The sequence below is a fragment of the Methylobacterium sp. 1A genome (assembly GCF_058072805.1).
The window spans coordinates 192,633-209,054 of record NZ_JBYQVE010000002.1 but is presented as its reverse complement, the minus strand read 5'-3'; the positions used below and the strand labels follow the sequence as shown (position 1 = coordinate 209,054).

General features: G+C 71.1%; 13 protein-coding genes. 6 read left to right on the top strand and 7 right to left on the bottom strand.

What is annotated here, in order from left to right; translation table 11 throughout:
* Window positions 1-20 precede the first annotated feature (20 nt).
* Together shc and ACX9MN_RS20925 are read left to right on the top strand one after the other, a co-directional pair.
* Window positions 21-2,018, top strand: a complete 1,998-nt coding sequence (gene shc, locus ACX9MN_RS20930; RefSeq protein ID WP_056531748.1) for a squalene--hopene cyclase — start codon at window positions 21-23, stop codon at window positions 2,016-2,018.
* Window positions 2,019-2,251: 233 nt separating this feature from the next.
* Entirely contained in the window at window positions 2,252-2,950 is a 699-nt protein-coding gene (locus ACX9MN_RS20925; RefSeq protein WP_489725321.1) for a phosphorylase, read from the top strand.
* Window positions 2,951-3,072: 122 nt separating this feature from the next.
* Here the strand turns inward: ACX9MN_RS20925 and ACX9MN_RS20920 are convergent, their stop codons facing one another.
* Complete coding sequence (locus ACX9MN_RS20920; RefSeq protein WP_020090625.1) at window positions 3,073-4,599, bottom strand: Do family serine endopeptidase; 1,527 nt, start codon at window positions 4,597-4,599, stop codon at window positions 3,073-3,075.
* Window positions 4,600-4,925: 326 nt separating this feature from the next.
* Here ACX9MN_RS20920 and ACX9MN_RS20915 point away from each other — a divergent pair, with 326 nt between their 5' ends.
* On the top strand, window positions 4,926-5,291 hold the full coding sequence (locus ACX9MN_RS20915; RefSeq protein ID WP_489725320.1) for a hypothetical protein: 366 nt from the start codon (window positions 4,926-4,928) through the stop codon (window positions 5,289-5,291).
* A 70-nt stretch (window positions 5,292-5,361) separates the two neighbouring features.
* Here ACX9MN_RS20915 and ACX9MN_RS20910 read toward each other — a convergent pair whose 3' ends face one another.
* The 4 genes from ACX9MN_RS20910 to ACX9MN_RS20895 all read right to left on the bottom strand — a co-directional run bounded on the left by ACX9MN_RS20910 (window position 5,362) and on the right by ACX9MN_RS20895 (window position 11,716).
* Window positions 5,362-8,079: a valine--tRNA ligase gene (locus tag ACX9MN_RS20910; RefSeq protein ID WP_489725319.1), complete on the bottom strand. Its 2,718-nt coding sequence runs from the start codon at window positions 8,077-8,079 to the stop codon at window positions 5,362-5,364.
* Between the two features lie 113 nt (window positions 8,080-8,192).
* The gene (locus tag ACX9MN_RS20905) at window positions 8,193-8,744 is read right to left on the bottom strand and encodes a PopZ family protein (protein WP_020090622.1); all 552 of its coding nucleotides are present in this window, start codon (window positions 8,742-8,744) and stop codon (window positions 8,193-8,195) included.
* Window positions 8,745-8,941: 197 nt separating this feature from the next.
* Window positions 8,942-10,555, bottom strand: coding sequence for a TolC family outer membrane protein (locus ACX9MN_RS20900; RefSeq protein ID WP_020090621.1), 1,614 nt, complete (start codon window positions 10,553-10,555; stop codon window positions 8,942-8,944).
* Window positions 10,556-10,966: 411 nt separating this feature from the next.
* Window positions 10,967-11,716, bottom strand: a complete 750-nt coding sequence (locus ACX9MN_RS20895) for a collagen-like domain-containing protein (protein ID WP_244492175.1) — start codon at window positions 11,714-11,716, stop codon at window positions 10,967-10,969.
* Window positions 11,717-11,995: 279 nt separating this feature from the next.
* On the opposite strand from ACX9MN_RS20895, the gene ACX9MN_RS20890 reads away from it, so the two are divergent.
* Window positions 11,996-12,220, top strand: coding sequence for a hypothetical protein (locus ACX9MN_RS20890; RefSeq protein WP_020090619.1), 225 nt, complete (start codon window positions 11,996-11,998; stop codon window positions 12,218-12,220).
* A 21-nt stretch (window positions 12,221-12,241) separates the two neighbouring features.
* On the opposite strand, the gene ACX9MN_RS20885 is transcribed toward ACX9MN_RS20890, so the two are convergent.
* The gene (locus ACX9MN_RS20885; protein ID WP_175556273.1) at window positions 12,242-14,155 is read right to left on the bottom strand and encodes a putative bifunctional diguanylate cyclase/phosphodiesterase; all 1,914 of its coding nucleotides are present in this window, start codon (window positions 14,153-14,155) and stop codon (window positions 12,242-12,244) included.
* A 306-nt stretch (window positions 14,156-14,461) separates the two neighbouring features.
* On the opposite strand from ACX9MN_RS20885, the gene ACX9MN_RS20880 reads away from it, so the two are divergent.
* Window positions 14,462-15,529 (top strand): spore photoproduct lyase family protein, encoded by a 1,068-nt coding sequence (locus ACX9MN_RS20880; protein ID WP_489725318.1) that lies wholly within the window; start codon window positions 14,462-14,464, stop codon window positions 15,527-15,529.
* Window positions 15,530-15,622: 93 nt separating this feature from the next.
* Entirely contained in the window at window positions 15,623-16,081 is a 459-nt protein-coding gene (locus ACX9MN_RS20875; RefSeq protein ID WP_489725317.1) for a nucleoside deaminase, read from the top strand.
* Window positions 16,082-16,097: 16 nt separating this feature from the next.
* Here ACX9MN_RS20875 and ACX9MN_RS20870 read toward each other — a convergent pair whose 3' ends face one another.
* The gene (locus ACX9MN_RS20870) at window positions 16,098-16,409 is read right to left on the bottom strand and encodes an ETC complex I subunit (protein WP_020090615.1); all 312 of its coding nucleotides are present in this window, start codon (window positions 16,407-16,409) and stop codon (window positions 16,098-16,100) included.
* Window positions 16,410-16,422 lie beyond the last annotated feature (13 nt).

Here is a 16,422-nt window from a genome sequence, read left to right as displayed (position 1 = left end):
GGTCGTTCGAGGCGAGGACTATGAGAGAGGCCGTTAGCAAAGTCGAGGCGCTGCAGCGCTCGAAGACTCAGGGGATCTCGCTCGAGGACGTCGAGCGCGGCGTGGCGCAGGCGACGCGCGCGCTGACCGCCCTGGCGCACGACGACGGGCACATCTGCTTCGAGCTCGAGGCGGATGCCACGATCCCGTCCGAGTACATCCTGTTCCACCATTTCCGCGGCACGCGGGTCCCCGGCGACCTCGAGGCCAAGATCGGCAGCTACCTCCGCCGCACCCAGGGGCGGCACGGCGGATGGGCCCTCGTCCACGAGGGGCCGTTCGACATGAGCTGCACGGTCAAGGCGTATTTCGCCCTCAAGATGATCGGCGACGACATCGAGGCGCCGCACATGCGCCGGGCGCGCGAGGGCATCCTGTCCCGCGGCGGCGCGGCCAACGCCAACGTGTTCACCCGCTTCATGCTGGCCCTCTACGGCGAGGTGCCGTGGCGCGCCGTGCCGGTGATGCCCGTCGAGGTGATGTTCCTGCCGAAGTGGTTCCCGTTCCACCTCGACAAGATCAGCTACTGGGCCCGCACCACCGTGGTGCCGCTGTTCGTGCTGCAGGCGACCAAGCCCCGGGCGCGCAATCCCCGCGGCATCAGCGTGCAGGAGCTGTTCGTCACCCCGCCGGAGAGCGTCCGCTCCTGGCCGGGCTCGCCCCACGCCACGTGGCCCTGGACCCCGATCTTCGGCTTCATCGACCGGGTACTGCAGAGGGTCGAGAACCACCTGCCGCGCAAGAGCCGGCAGCGCGCCATGGAGATGGCGCGCGCCTGGGTGAGCGAGCGCCTCAACGGCGAGGACGGCCTGGGCGCCATCTTCCCCGCCATGGTCAACTCGGTGCTGATGTACGAGGTGATGGGCTACCGGCCCGATCACCCGCAGGTCCGCGTCGCCTGCGACGCCATCGAGAAGCTCGTCGTCGAGAAGGCCGACGAGGCCTACGTCCAGCCCTGCGTCTCGCCGGTCTGGGACACGGCGCTCGCGAGCCACGCGCTGCTCGAGGCCGGCGGCCCCGAGGCCGAGGCCCAGGCCCGCGCCGGTCTGGACTGGCTGAAGCCTCGGCAGGTGCTCGACATCGTCGGCGACTGGGCGGCGCGCAAGCCGAAGGTCCGGCCGGGCGGATGGGCCTTCCAGTACGCCAACGCGCATTATCCCGACCTCGACGACACCGCCGTGGTGGTGATGGCGATGGACCGGGCCATGCACCAGCACGGCCTCGTCGCCGGCATGCCGGACTACAAGGCCTCGATCGCCCGCGCCCGGGAATGGGTCGAGGGGCTGCAATCCGAGGACGGTGGCTGGGCGGCGTTCGACGCCGACAACAACCACATGTACCTTAACCACATCCCGTTCTCGGATCACGGCGCGCTGCTCGACCCGCCGACCGCGGACGTGACCGCGCGCGTGGTCGGGATGCTGTCCCAGCTCGGCGAGACCCGGGAGACCTCCCGCGCCCTCGACCGCGGCGTGAACTACCTCCTGAACGATCAGGAGGAGGACGGCTCGTGGTACGGCCGCTGGGGCATGAACTTCATCTACGGCACGTGGTCGGTGCTCTGCGCCCTCAACGCCGCCGGGGTCGACTCCGCCGATCCGCGCATCCAGAAGGCCGTGTCCTGGCTGATCCGGATCCAGAATCCGGATGGCGGCTGGGGCGAGGACGCCTCCTCGTACAAGATCGACCCGGCCTTCGAGCCCGGCTCGTCCACCGCCTCGCAGACCGCCTGGGCGCTGCTCGCCCTGATGGCGGCCGGCGCGGTCGATGACCCGGCCGTGACCCGGGGCATCAACTTCCTGACCCGCACGCAGGGCGCGGACGGGTTTTGGAAGGAGGAGCGCTACACCGCCACCGGCTTCCCGCGGGTGTTCTACCTGCGCTACCATGGATACCCGAAGTTCTTCCCGCTCTGGGCGATGGCGCGGTTCCGCAACCTCAAGCGTGGCAACAGCCGGCGCGTCCAGTTCGGCATGTGACGTCCAGCGACGTCCTTGGGCCGGCCCGACGGGCCGGTCCCGCTCCGCCGGATCGCAGCGCGCTCGACCCTCTCGACAGCCGATCCGCGAGCCCCGGTACCCGACACGTGGCCTCCTCAGACAGCGATCCCGCGGGACCGGACGAGCCGCCCCCCGCGCCGGATCCGGCCCGGACTCCGCCCCGGCGCTCGCGCCTGCTTGCGGACCTCGCCGGACTCGTCCACGAGCGCGCCATGATCGATCCCGCCGCACCCGTCCTAGCCGTCACCGGCCTCGCCCGCGAGCGCCGCATGGCGGCGGGGGAGGGGGTCGAAGCCGTCGGGGCCGGCGGCAACCCGCACCGGCTCCGCCAGCTGCTCGAGGCCCGCGGCCAGCCCGGCTGCCGAGCGGTTGTCAGCTTCGGCATCGCGGGCGGCCTCGATCCCTCGCTCCGGCCCGGCGACGTCGTGGTGGGCACCGGCGTGGTGAGCGAGGAGGGGCGGCGCGCCGCCGATCTCGACCTGTCGGCCACGCTGCTCAACCTCCTGTCCGGCGTCGGGCCGCGGGTGATCCCGGCGGACCTGGCGGGGGTCGACACCGCGGTTCTCGCGGTCGACGGCAAGACCGATCTGCGAACCACCACCGGCGCCGCGGCCGTCGACATGGAATCGCACGTGGCCGCGTCCTTCGCGGGCCGGCACGGCCTGCCCTTCGCGGCCGTGCGCGTAATCTGCGATCCGGCCGATCAGGCCCTGCCGGCCTTCGCGGCCTCGGCCCTCACGCCGGACGGCGAGCCCGACATTGCCGCGGTGTTCTTCGCCTTCGCGCGCGGCCGGGCACGCCTGGGGGACCTCATGCGCCTTGCCCGGGATTCGAACGCCGCCTTCGCGGCGCTGGGACGGTGCCGGACGCGGCTCGGGCCGGGACTGGGCATACCGGTCCCGGGGCGCTGAGACGCCCAGACGCTCAGTCGCGGTGAAGGGGCCACGAAAAAGCGCCGGCCTGTTCGGCCAGCGCGAGTCGGAGGTCACCACGAGACGGCGCGGGGCGGACCCCGCGCCGGGAGAAACCGGCCTCAGCCGGCCTTCTTGTTGAGCGAGACCGCCACGAACCGGGTCTGGCCCTTGCCGCTCTTCACCCGCATCAGCACGGCCTTGCGCCCGCTCGACTCGGCCGCCCGGATCTGCGTCGCCACGTCCGACGGACGGGCCACGCTCTGGCCGCCGACGTCGAGGATCACGTCGCCCGCCTCGATACCCTTGGCGGCCGCCGGGCCGTCGGGATCGACCTGGACCACCGCGACGCCCTGATCCGACAGGCCGACATCGCCGGCCGGGGCGAGCTGCAGGCCGAGCCGCGGCTGGCCGTTGCCCGAGTCGTCGTCGCGGCTCGCCATCTTGGTGCCGTCGGTCGGCATCGTGCCCAGCGTCACCGTGGCGGTGTCGGTCTTGCCGCCGCGCAGGTAGCTCAGCTCGACCTTGGCGCCCGGCTTCAGGCCGGCGATCTTGCGCGACAGCTCGCGGGCGCTGTCCACCGTGTCGCCGTTGACCTTCTCGATCACGTCGCCCGCCTTCAGGCCGGCCTTGGCCGCCGGGGTGCCGTTCTCGGCGTGGTCGACGAGGGCGCCCTTGGCCTTGTCGAGGCCCAGACCCTCGGCAATGTCCTGCGTCACGGGCTGGATCTGGACGCCCAGGTAGCCGCGGGCGACCTTGCCGTCGGTCCGGAGCTGGTCGACCACCGCCTGAACGGTCTCGGCGGGGATCGCGAAGGCGAGGCCGACGCTGCCGCCCGACGGGGACGCGATGGCGGTGTTCATGCCGACCACCTCGCCGTTGACGTTGAAGGTCGGGCCGCCCGAGTTGCCTTTGTTGATGGGCGCGTCGATCTGCAGGAAGTCGTCGTAGGGACCGGCGCCGATGTCGCGGCCGCGGGCCGAGACGATGCCGGCGGTCACGGTTCCGCCGAGGCCGAACGGGTTACCGATCGCCACCACCCAGTCGCCGACCTGCGGCGCGGCCTTGCCGAACTGGACGTACGGGAAGTTCGAGCCCTCGGTGATCTTCAGCAGGGCGACGTCCGTCTTGGAATCCTTGCCGATGACCTTGGCGTCGAGAGTGCGCCCGTCGTCCAGCGTCACCTGCACGGTCTTGGCATGGTCGACCACGTGGTTGTTGGTGACCACGTAGCCGTCGGCCGAGATGATGAAGCCGGATCCCACCGCGCCGCGCGGGCCCTGATGCTGGGGCTGCATGCCGCCGGGACCGTTCTGGCCGAATCGCTTGAAGAACTCGCGCAGCTGCGGCGGCACGTTCTGGAGGTTGCGCCCCTGGCTCGGGCCATCGTCGTCGTCGCTGCTCGCCGAGTCGTCGAGCTTCACCTTCACCGAGACCACGCCCGGCTTCACCTTGTTGACGATACCGGCGAACGAGCCCGGCGGATGCTCGGGCGCCTCGATCGGCGACTTGGGCAGAGCCTGCGCGTAGGCCGGGGTCGCGGCCGGCAGATAGCCGCTGCCGATGGCACCGCCGGCGATCAGCGCGGCGGCCGCCACGGAGGCGAGGGCGCGGCGCGAGGTGCGGCCAGTGGGACGGGTCTCGGTCATGGGGGGTCTCAACCTCTCGGGACTGATCGGGACGACGCCGGCGGTCGCGGCCGTCGATGGGATCTGTCTAAGGGGCGGCGCCTGACCCGGGCGTGGCGATCAAATTACCGTTTGGACAGGTAGCCGAGCGCTCGCGGAGCCCCAGCGCGATCGCGGCGCGTGACCGAGACCGGAGGTCCGACGACCCGGCGCGGGTTGGGCCGGATCCAGGCTCGTGCTGTCCGGCACCGCCGTTTCCGGGAGTCGATCTTGAATACCGCTCAGTTCGGCGGGCCGGCGCAATCTCGGTGCCGCCAGATCCGAGTGTGTAGGCAGAGGAATCGACAATGAAGGTGCTGTTGGCGGCCGCCATGGTCTTCGGGTCGACTGTCGGCGCGCTGGCGGTCGAGTCGTATGCGGATTACCGTGATTACTTCGGCGCGAAGCCCGTCGTCGCAAGTCGCGCGCCGCGCAGCGTTTCCGAGAGAACGTACAGCGTCGATACGCGCCGCCCCGGAGATGAGCGCGTTGCGAAATCGGCGGCCAACTTCCGGCCCGGCTACTGGAACCAGTCGGGCGGCTACGTTCCACCGGACTATTCCCTGCATCCGCGGGGCGCGTCGCAGGACGGCTTCTGGACCCCGAACGACGCGTCCGCCGCCAGTTGGGGCGGGCCGCGGGCGTTCACCGGAACCCTCGGCACCCGACGCTGACGGGCGAGCCTCCGGGGCCGGGTCACCCCCGGGGCGGGCCTGACACGTCGGAGCGCTCCCGGACGGGCGCTCAGTCGCCGCTGAGCCGGACCAGAGCTTCCTCGATCTTCGCCAGCCGCGCCGACTCGCTCTCGCGGCGCTCCCGGTTCTCCTCGATGATCTCCTCGGGCGCCCGGGCCACGAAGTCGGCGTTGCCGAGCTTCGCGTCGATCTTCTTGATCTCGCCCTGCGCCTTGCCCTGCTCCTTCTTCAGGCGCGCGACCTCGGCCGCGAGGTCGACCACGCCTTCCAGCGGCAGCGCGGCGACGCTGCCGCGCACCAGGAGCTGCACCGAGTTCTTCGGCGGCGTCTCGGAGAAGGTGATCTCCGACAGCCGAGCGAGACGCAGGAGCGTGTCGCGCCACGCCTCAACCCGCACTCTCACCTCCGGGGCGGCACCGACCATGACCAGCGGGATCTGCGCGCCGGCCGGGACATTGGTCTCGGACCGCGCCGAGCGGATCTGGCTGACGAGATCGACCACGAACCCGACCTCGGCCTCCGCGGCCGCGTCGGCGAGGCCGCCGAGGTCCGGCCAGGCGGCCAGGGTCAGCAGGCCGCGCTCCGGCAGGTCGGCGCCCTTGATCGCCCACAGCTCCTCCGTGAGGAACGGCATGAAGGGGTGCAGCAGCTTGGCGACCTGATCGATCAGGAACGCCACGCTCGCCTGCGTCTCGGCCCGGATCGCCGGATCGACGCTCTCGCCCTGGAGCACCGGCTTGGCGAGCTCGAGATACCAGTCGCAGAAGATGTTCCAGACGAAGCGGTAGGCCACCGCCGCCGCGTCGTTGAAGCGGAAGGCCTCGAGGGCGCCCGCGACCTCGTCGACCGCGCGGGCCGCCTCGGTGAGCGCCCAGCGGTTGATCGCGCCGGTGGCGGAGCGCGGGTCGAAGGCCGGGTCCAGGCGGCAGCCGTTCAGCTCGGCGAAGCGGGCGGCGTTCCAGAGCTTGGTCGCGAAGTTGCGGTAGCCCTGGACACGGTCGGTGGACAGCTTGATGTCGCGGCCCTGGACGGCCAGGGCGCAGAGGGTGAAGCGCAGGACGTCGGCGCCGACCTGATCGATCAGTTCCAGGGGATCGACGACGTTGCCCTTCGACTTCGACATCTTCGCGCCCGACGCGTCCCGCACAAGGGTGTGCAGGTAGACCGTGTCGAAGGGCGCCCGGTCGGTGAGGTGCAGGCCCATCATCATCATCCGGGCGACCCAGAAGAACAGGATGTCCTTGCCGGTCACCAGGGTGTTGGTCGGGTAGAAGCGCGCGAGTTCCGGGGTCGTGTCCGGCCAGCCCAGCGTCGAGAACGGCCAGAGCGCCGAGGAGAACCACGTGTCGAGGACGTCCGCGTCGCGGGTGAGCGCGACCGGCCGACCGTGCTGCGCCTCGGCCGCCGCCTGCGCCTCGGCCTCGCTCTCGGCGACGAAGATGCCGCCGGCGTCGTCGTACCAGACCGGGATCTGGTGGCCCCACCAGAGCTGGCGCGAGATGCACCACGGCTCGATGTTGGTGAGCCACTGGAAGAAGATCTTCTCGTAGTTCTCGGGCACGAACTTGGTCTGCCCGTCGCGCACCGCCTGGAGGGCGCGCTCCGCGAGCGGCTTGACGTTCACGTACCACTGGTCGGTCAGGTAGGGCTCGATGACCACGCCCGAGCGGTCGCCGTGCGGGACCGCGTGGGTGTTCGGCTCGATCGCGCGCAGCCGACCGCGCGCCTCCATCAGCGCGACGACCTCCTTGCGGGCCTGCGCCCGGTCGAGGCCGTGGAGCGCCAGGGCCTCCGGCTCGGGCGCGACGCCGTCGAGGAACTCGGCGTTGCCGTCGAGCAGCATCCGGCCCTCGGGGTCGAGGACGTTGATCAGGCCGAGCCCGTGGCGGCGGCCGACGTCGAAGTCGTTGAAGTCGTGGGCGGGCGTGATCTTGACCGCGCCCGTGCCCTTCTCGGGATCCGAGTAGGTGTCGGCCACGATCGGGATCAGCCGCCCGACCAGCGGCAGGCGCACGCGCTGGCCGACGAGCGCGGTGTAGCGCGCGTCCTCGGGATGGACCGCGATGCCGGTGTCGCCCAGCATCGTCTCGGGGCGGGTGGTGGCCACCGTGATGACGGCGCCGGTCTCGTTGCCGGCCTCGTCCACCACCGGGTAGTCGAAGTGCCAGAGATGGCCCCTGGTCTCGACCTGCTGGACCTCCAGGTCCGAGATCGCGGTCTGGAACTTCGGGTCCCAGTTCACCAGCCGCTTATCGCGATAGATCAGGCCCTGCCGGTGCAGGTCGACGAAGGTCTTGAGCACGGCCCGGCTCAGCCCCTCGTCCATGGTGAAACGCTCGCGGGACCAGTCGCAGGAGGCGCCGAGCCGCTTCAGCTGGTTGACGATCGCGCCGCCGGATTCCGCCTTCCAGGCCCAGACCTTCTCGACGAAGGCCGCGCGGCCGATCTCGCGGCGGCCGGGCTCCTGACGCTCCATCATCCGCCGCTCGACCACCATCTGGGTGGCGATGCCGGCATGGTCCGTCCCCGGCTGCCAGAGCACGTCCTTGCCGCGCATGCGCTCGAAGCGGCAGAGGATGTCCTGCAGCGTGTTGTTGAGGGCGTGGCCCATGTGCAGGGAGCCCGTCACGTTCGGCGGCGGGATCACGATGCAGTACGGCGGGGCCCCGGCGCGCTCGGGCCGGCCGGCACGGAAGGCGTCCGCCTCGGCCCAGGCGGCGGAGATCCGCGCCTCGACGGAGGTGGGCTCGAAGGTCTTGTCCATCATCGCGGGTACGGGCCGGCGCTTGTCCAAACGGGGGTGGCCCCGCTTTCGACCGTCACGCCGCTCCCGTCAACACGCGGACGGCGGCCCGCGGCCGCCGTACCCAGGCCGCCGGCTCAGCGGCCGCGCGACACCCGCTCGATCTCGGCGCGCACGAGGCGCTCGACCACGGCCGGGAGGTTGTCGTCGAGCCAGGATTTCAGCATCGGCCGGAGCATCTCCTTGACGAGATCCTCCAGGGTCCGGGCGTTCTGCGTCAGCACGGTGTGGGCCAGCAGGTTGAACGCGCCGCTGACGCTGGCATCCGTGGCCGGAGAGACCAGGGCCTCGGGCTCCGGCTCGGGCGCGCGGGCGGCCTGGAGCACGGGCTGCGGGGGCGGGGGCGGTGGGGGCGGCGGCTCCGGGGCCGGCTCGGGCTCGGGCTCGGGCTCCGGCTCGGGCGCGGCGGTCACCGGGTCCTCGAAGTCGATCGCGTCGAAGTCGAGCAGGTCCGGGGCCGGCTCGGGTTCCGGCTCCGGCTCGACGACGCGCGGGCGCATCACCGGCTCGGCGACCTCCGCGAGGTCGAGCACGTCGTCGGGCTCCGGAGCGGGCGCCGCGACCTCGGCCGGCTTGGCGGCCTGATCGTCGGCGATGATCCTCCGGATCGACGCGAGGATCTCTTCCATCGAAGGCTCGTGCGCCTTATCGGCAGCCTTGTCCTGGAATTTCGAGTCCGGGATCTTGGGGCTTGCTGCACTCATCGGCAGGCGCACTCGGGCATGGGAGACTGGAAAGCGACCCGAATGGATCGATGTTCAATCAGTATTCCATGCCGTTTCGTGACGGCAAGCGCGCCCACAACACACTCCCCGTGGAAAAGCCGTCAGCGACCGTCCGGGGTGCGCAGGCCGAACCAGAGATCCTTGACCTGATCGTAGTGAACCTTGGCGCTGTAGTATTCGACCGGGAGCGCCGTGAAGCGCGCGGTCAACTGTCCGATCGCCTGGACCACCCCGTAGGAGAAGATGACCCGGTCACGCTGGGCGACGATGAGGTTCACCCGGGAATTCAGCAGTTCCTGCTGCGCGTTGAGCACGTCGAGGGTCGTGCGCTGGCCGACGCGCGCTTCCTCGCGCACGCCGTTCAGCGCCACCTCGTTGGCCTGGACCTGGGCCTGGGCGGCGATGACCTGCGCCTTGGCGGCCTCGAGCCGGCCCCAGAAATCGACGATCTGGGCGCGGACCTGATCGCGGATCTGGTCGACCTGGATGCGGGCCTGGCCGACCGACTCCTTGGCCTGCCGGATCTGCGCGTAGGTCTGGCCGCCCTCGTAGATCGGGATCGAGAGCCGTCCGCCGACGAAGCCGACGAAGAAGCTCTGGTTCGGTCCGTTCTGGTCGTAGAGCTGGCTGAGCGAGCCCTGCAGGCTGAGCTGCGGGGCGAGCTGGCCTTCCAGGACTTTCACCTGGGCCTCGCTCGCGTCGACGTTGTGGATGGCCGAGACGACCTGCGGGTGCTCGCGCAGGCCGACGGCGATCGCCTGATCGAGGCTGCGCGGCACGAACCGGTCCAGCGGCCGACCCGGCGCGAGCTGGCGCGGCTCGACGCCGATGTTCTGCCGGTAGACGCCGATGCTCGTGCGGAGGGTCGATTCGGCCTGGGCGACCTGCGATCGCGCGCCGGCCAGTCGGGCCTCGGCCTGCGCGACGTCGGTCCGGGTCACCTCGCCGACGTTGAAGCGGTCCCGGGTCTGGCGGAGCTGCTCTTCCAGAACCTCGACGTTGTTCCGGTTCAGCTCCAGCGTCGCCGTGTTGCTGAGCACGTTCATGTACGCCTGGACGGCGCTGTACAGAACCGACAGCTCGGTGAAGCGCAGGCTCTCGCGCTGGCTGTAGACCTGCGACTCCGCGCGCCGGACCGTGTTGTCGGTCTGGAAGCCGTTGAAGATCGTCTGCGTGACGTTGAGGCTGGCGGAGCTCGGCAGGTAGGTGGTGCGCGTCGTCCGCCGGGAGGTGATGACCTGGCTCGCGATGTCGGAGGTCGCGCCGCCGGACAGGCCCTCGCCGCCGGTCGCGGATCCCGCCGCCCCGGCACCTGAGGTTCCGATGCCGGTGGTGCCGCCCGCGGTCCCGATCCCCGTCGTCCCGATCCCCGTGGTCGTTCCGGTCCCGGTCGTCCCGGCGCCCGCCGTTCCGCCCAGGCCGCCGCCCGTCGTCCCGAGGGCCGATCCGGCGGTGGTCGCGGCCGTGCCGCCGGTGGCCGCCGTCGCGACCGTGCTGGACGAGCGCGTCTGAAGGTACTGGACGCCGATCGCGGCGTTGACGTTGACGGTCGGCCGGTAGCCCGACTGCGCGATCGCCACGTTCTCGTCGATAGCGCGCACGCCCGCACGGCTGGCGTTCAGGCTCGGATTGCCCTGATAGGCCTTCGCGAGAGCGCTCTCCAGAGTCTCGGCCGATGCCGGCATGGCAGCCAGCATCGCGAGTCCGGACACCATCCCGGCCAGGCGGAACGTCGGGCAACTCGCTGGTGGACGTCGTGTCACGATGAACAAGCCCTTGCGGTCTCTTTCGGTCCGGAAGTCCGAGACGAAAACGGCCAAGGTACGGCGTTTCGCTCGTCTCCGATCAAGCCCGCCCCACCGTCACGCTTAGCGCAAACCGGGCGCTTTGGCTCGCCTCGGTGCGGGTCTGGCGGCGGAATGTGCGGCGTTGGGGCATTAAGGTGACACACCCGGCGCGGACAGCGCGGCACGCGAGCGAATTGAGTTGTTAAGTCGCATAAATACGCTCTTCCAAAGACTATTGCCGGCGTGCAGCCACGCGAGACTTGGGAGCCGACGCGTCGCCCCCGGCCGGGCAGGGTGGCCCGTTCCGCGGCTGGCCCTGCGGTCGACACCGGTCCGCGCCTAGTAGCGGTCCATCCCGCCGCCGCCGGCGTCGGGCTCCAGATCCAGCGGTCCCTCGGGCGCGGATTCCGGCTCGGGTGCGCGGCGCGCCCGCGCCGGCGGCCGCGGCTTCGGCGCCGGCCCTGCCAGCGCGGCCGACGGGTTCGGTTTCGGCGCGGCGCTCGGGGAAGCCGGCTGCCCGCGGGTGCCGCCGGGCGGCCCGGGCGGGCCGGGCGGGCCCATGGCACCCATCAGCCCCGGTGCGCCGGCCATGCCGATGGGGCCGCGCTCGCCCGGCGGGCCCGGCGGTCCGGCGACGCCCTCCGCGCCGGCTGGCCCCTGGGGTCCGGGCGGCCCGGGCGGTCCCATCGCGCCCCGCTCGCCGGGAGGCCCGGCCTCGCCCCGCGGACCCGTCTCGCCGCGCGGGCCGGCGAGCCCGGGCGCCTGCGGCCCCTGCTGGCCGCACTCGCCGACCACGATGCTGCGGGTCTGTTTCGGCGTCCGCAGCGTCGCGATGCAGGTGGCCGGATGATAGACGACGCGAAACTCGAAATAGCCGCGGCTGTCGGTCCGGTGGGGGAACTGGCCGTCGAGCGTGATCTCCACCCCCGGATCGTCGGCGTAACCGATGATCCAGAGATCACCGCCGGTGATCTTGGCGGCCTCGATGCGCATGTCCGCCGCCCGCGCCGGCAGCCCGCAGGCGGCCGACAGGGCCAGCATCGAACACAGCGCCCAGCGCTCGCGCCACAGGCGTTTGGCAGATCTCATGGCAGGTCACGCAGTCTTTTAGACGGTCAGAATGCCATAGCCCGCAAACTAAGCAATAAATTGCGGAGAAAGTTGGATGTGGAAAAGCGCGGCCGGTCGAAGGCCGTAGTCCGAAATGGGTATTCGAAGGGCGCGCGGCGGGGCCTGTAGCGTGACCGCGCTGGACCCGGTCAGGCGTGTGCGGACCGGGCCGGCAGAGGAGTGGCGCGGACCGATTCACCGGTCACCGCCGCGCGAGCGCCCCGGGCCGCATTCGGACCCGCGGTGGAGGGTTCTGCCGTGGACAACGACGATCCGCCCTGGGACACGGACCCGCTCTGGTACGACCGGACCGAGTCCGGAACGCCGCCGGGGCCCATCCTCGAGGCGCTGGCCTGGCTGTTCCTGTTGGCGATCGCCGGGTGCGCGGCGCTCGTGTGGCTCTACGGGATTCCGGACCGCCTGTGGCGCGCGGCGGCGCGCCGGCTGATGCGCCGCGATCCGGCGGATGCCGGGCGGTTCTGAGCCGCGCGCGCCGGCACCGGCTCAGGCCGCGGCGATGCGCGTGCTGAGCAGGGTGGCTTCCAGATCTTCCACCGGCATCGGGCGGCCGAGATGGTAGCCCTGCAGGAACGGGCAGCCCATCGCCTGCAGGATGTTCAGGTCCTCGGCCGACTCGACGCCTTCCGCCACCACGTCGAGCCCGAGCAGCCGGCCGAGGCCGAGGACGGCGAGGACGAGCCCGCGTTTGTCGTCGCTCGCCCCGAGGCCGGTCACGAAGCTCCGGTCGATCTTGATCCGGTCCGCCTTGAGCTGGCGCAGCGAGGAGAGCGACGAGTAGCCGATGCCGAAATCGTCCAGGGCGACCCGGATGCCGGCGCGGGACAGCGCCTGCAGCTTGCCCTGCACCGCGCCGATGTCGAGGGCCGTCTCCTCGGTGATCTCGATCTCCAGCATGGTGGGCGGCAGGCCGAGGAGGTTCAGGCGCCCGATGACGATCTCGTCCACGGGGACCTGCGCCATCTCCCGGGGTGAGACGTTCATCGCCACGCGCACGCCGCTCAGGCCGCGGCGATGCAAGATCTCCAGCATCGCGCAGACCTGCTCGAGGATGTAGCGGAGCAGCGATTCGGTCAGGCCGGCCATCGCGGCGGCGGCGATCAGGTCCGGGGGCGCGATCCAGCCGAGCCGCGGATGCTCCCAGCGGATCAGGGCTTCCAGCCCGACCAGGGTCCGGCCATCGGCCGCGTAGATCGGCTGGAACCAGACCTTCGGGGCGTTCTCGACCAGGGCCTGCGACAGGTCGCGCTCCAGGTCCCGCCGCATCTGCAGCCCCTCGCGCAGGCCCGAATCGAACACCCGGTAGCGGTTCCGCCCGGCGGCCTTCGCGGCGTAGAGCGCCTCGTCGGCGCAGCTCAGCATCTCGGTGAAGCTCGGCTCCGCGCTCGCGTGGACGCCGATGCTGACCCCGAGGCGGCCCGCGTCGAAGCCGTCGAACGGCTGGGACACCGCGGCGATGAGGTTCGCCGCCATGACGTCGTCGGGCACGCCCGACGTCACGGGATCGTACAGCACCGCGAACTCGTCGCCGCCCAGCCGGGCCGCGAGACCGTTCTCCGGCAGCGCGTCCTTCAGCCGGCGCGCCACCTCGACGAGCACCCGGTCGCCCGCCTTGTGGCCGTAGACGTCGTTGACGAACTTGAACCCGTCGAGGTCGAGCATCAGCAGGCTGAGGGTCCCGGTGCGGAGCCGGTTCTCCGTCGCCTGGAGGAAGCCCGCGCGGTTCAGCAGGCCGGTGAGATCGTCGTGCGTGGCGCGCCACCGCATCTCGTCCACGAGGGCGCTGGCGCTGGCATGGGCCTCGGCGCGGGACCGGGCGAGGGCGTGGGCCTCGTTCTTGAGCCGGCTCGCCTCACGAAATACGGATTCGCTGCGGAACGCCGTGTGCGTCAGGGCGAGGAAGTAGAGCAGCACGCAGGCCGCGAGGCAGTTCCGGTCGAAGTCGCCGGCATAGGCGAGGCAGGCCACGACGGACAGCAGCGGAAGGGCGATGAAGGCGAGGGGGATGCGCGCGTACGCGATCCCGTGCGTCACCGCCCCCGCGGTCACGCCGCAGGTGATCGTCAGGTAGAACAGGGTCTCGGCGGTCGTGTAGCCGTCGCACAGGAGCGGCTGGCAGGCCCAGACCAGTCCGGAGAGGAACGCCGCGACCGTGAAGACGCGCAGGTGCCGGTCGACGGAGCGCGCGGCGGCCGCGGCGAGGCTCGGCGTCATGTCGGCGGTCAGCGCTAGGCCGAGGCAGGGGATCCGGCAGAGGGCGATTCGCAGGAGGTTGACGCTGGTCGACGCCGCGAACCAGATGGCCCCCACGGTGCCGTGCCCGCTCCTGTAGGCGACGAGCATGCTCGCCACGCCGAGCAGCATGTTGACCGGGATGGCCGCCAGCACGCTCCCGCGCATGGCCTCCAGCTGATCCCGCCGGATCAGCGCGCCCCACCTCGGATCTGCAGGGTCGAGAGATTCACCGGAGCCGGGTGAGCCCGGCTCGGATCTCTCCTGGTCCCGAACGATCATCGCACGTCCACTCGAAGATGAGGGACTCATGGCACCGAATCGTAAGATATCGTTGAACGATCAACGCGCGCCGCGCCCGATCCCGAGCTTTTCGCGCGCCGCGCGAAGAGAGACTCCGGGTCGCAAGGCATTCCGGCCGCGTCGCCGCGCACCATATCGGGTCGCGGGCCGCTTCCGGGCCCCGGATCGTCCATGGCCCTGACCCGCGACCTGCTCGATATCCGGACGATCTATCACGAGCCAACTGTCGGCGACTTCCCGCTGGGCCGGGACATCCTGGCGCGCTTTCCCGACGCCGCGCGCATCGTCGTGCCGTCGCATTGGAACATCCCGGAACTCCACGGCAACGCCGGCTCGGTGGAGGATTGGGTGCGGATCAAGCGCTCGACGCTGGTCCTGGGCGTGAAGAAGGGCCTCGCGATGCGCCCCAACGGCCGCAGCGCCCACTTCATCGCGCCCTCGACGTCCAACGGCTGCGCCATGGCCTGCGCCTACTGTTACGTGCCGCGCCGCAAGGGCTTCTCCAACCCGATCTCGCTGTTCGTGAACCTCGAGCAGGCCTGCGCGGCGATCGCCCGCCACGCCGGCCGCCAGGGGCGCCTGCCGGAGCCGGACCCGATCGATCCGGAGCACTGGGTCTACGATATCGGCGAGAACGGCGACCTCTCGGTCGACGCAGCGGTCAGCGACGGCGTGCGCGCCCTGGTCGCGCTGTTCCGCACCCTGCCCAACGCCAAGGCTTCCTTCGCCACCAAGGCCGTCAACCGCGACCTCCTCGCCTACGATCCGCAGGGCAGGACGCGCGTCCGCTTCTCGCTGATGCCGGCGCGGATCGCCCGGATCGTGGACGTGCGCACCGCCCCGATCGCCGAGCGGATCGCCGCCATCGACGAGTTCGTGGCCGCCGGCTACGAGGTCCACGCCAACTTCTCGCCCGTGATCCTCTACGAGGGCTGGGAGGCCGACTGGCGGGCGCTGTTCGCCGAGATCGACGCGACGCTGTCCGACGCCGCCAAGGCGCAGCTCAAGTGCGAGATCATCATGCTGACCCACAACGCGGATCTGCACGCGGTCAATCTCGGCTGGCACCCGAAGGCCGAGGACCTGCTCTGGCGGCCGGACATCCAGGAGGCGAAGGTCTCGGAGGGCGGGGGCACCAACCTGCGCTACCGGGCCGGCTGGAAGGGCCGCTGGCTCACCCGCTTCAAGGCCCTGCTCGCCGAGACGATGCCCTACTGCACGGTGCGCTACGCGTTCTGAGCGCGGAGCGCTGAACTTCCGGCCGCGCGCGGCGTTGGCGCGCCAGCGGAGGAAAGCTCAGCCATGTCGAGCCCATCCATGTCGAGCCCATCCATGTCGACGCACGAGGACCATATCGGCGAGGCGGTGGCCCTCGCCGCCGCCAATGTCGAGGCGGGCGGTGCGCCCGACGGCGCGGTCATCGTGCGGGAGGGGGCCGTGCTGGTCCGCGCGGCCAACACCGTGCACGCGACCAACGACCCCAGCGCCCATGCCGAGATGGTGGCGCTGCGCGAGGCCAGCCGCCTCCTCGGCCGCCGCGACCTCGGCGACTGCGTGATGTACGCGAGCGGCCGCCCGTGCCCGATGTGCCACGCCGCGATGCGCCTGGCCGGCTTCAAGGAGGGCTACTTCGCCTTCTCGGCCGAGGAGGCCGAGACCTACGGCGCCGGCAGCGCGTCGATCTACGCCGAGCTCTGCCAGCCCCTCGACGCGCAGCCGATGCGCGTCACGCAGCTGCGTCCGCCGGGCGATTCGCCCTACCCGGCGTGGAAGGCGCGCCGCGAGGCCTGACGCGGCGGCGACGGCCTCAATGGGTCCAGGGCGCCGTGCGGTTGAACTTGAAATTGTCCGAGTAGGACAGGCCCTTGCGCTGGACGGGCTTGGCCGGCTGCTCGACGCGGTAGGCGATCCCCTCGCGCTTCGCGTAGGCCACGGCCTCCTCCTCGGTGTCGAATTCCAGGCGCACCTGCTGGAGCATGTCCGAGGACCCGTTCCACCCCATCAGCGGATCGATCTCGCGCGGGCTGGTCCGGTCGAACTCCAGGATCCACTGCTTGGTCCGGGCGAGGCCCGACTGCGTGGCGTCCCGAGACGGACGGAAGATGCGGGCGCTCGGCATCTGACTCGACAAG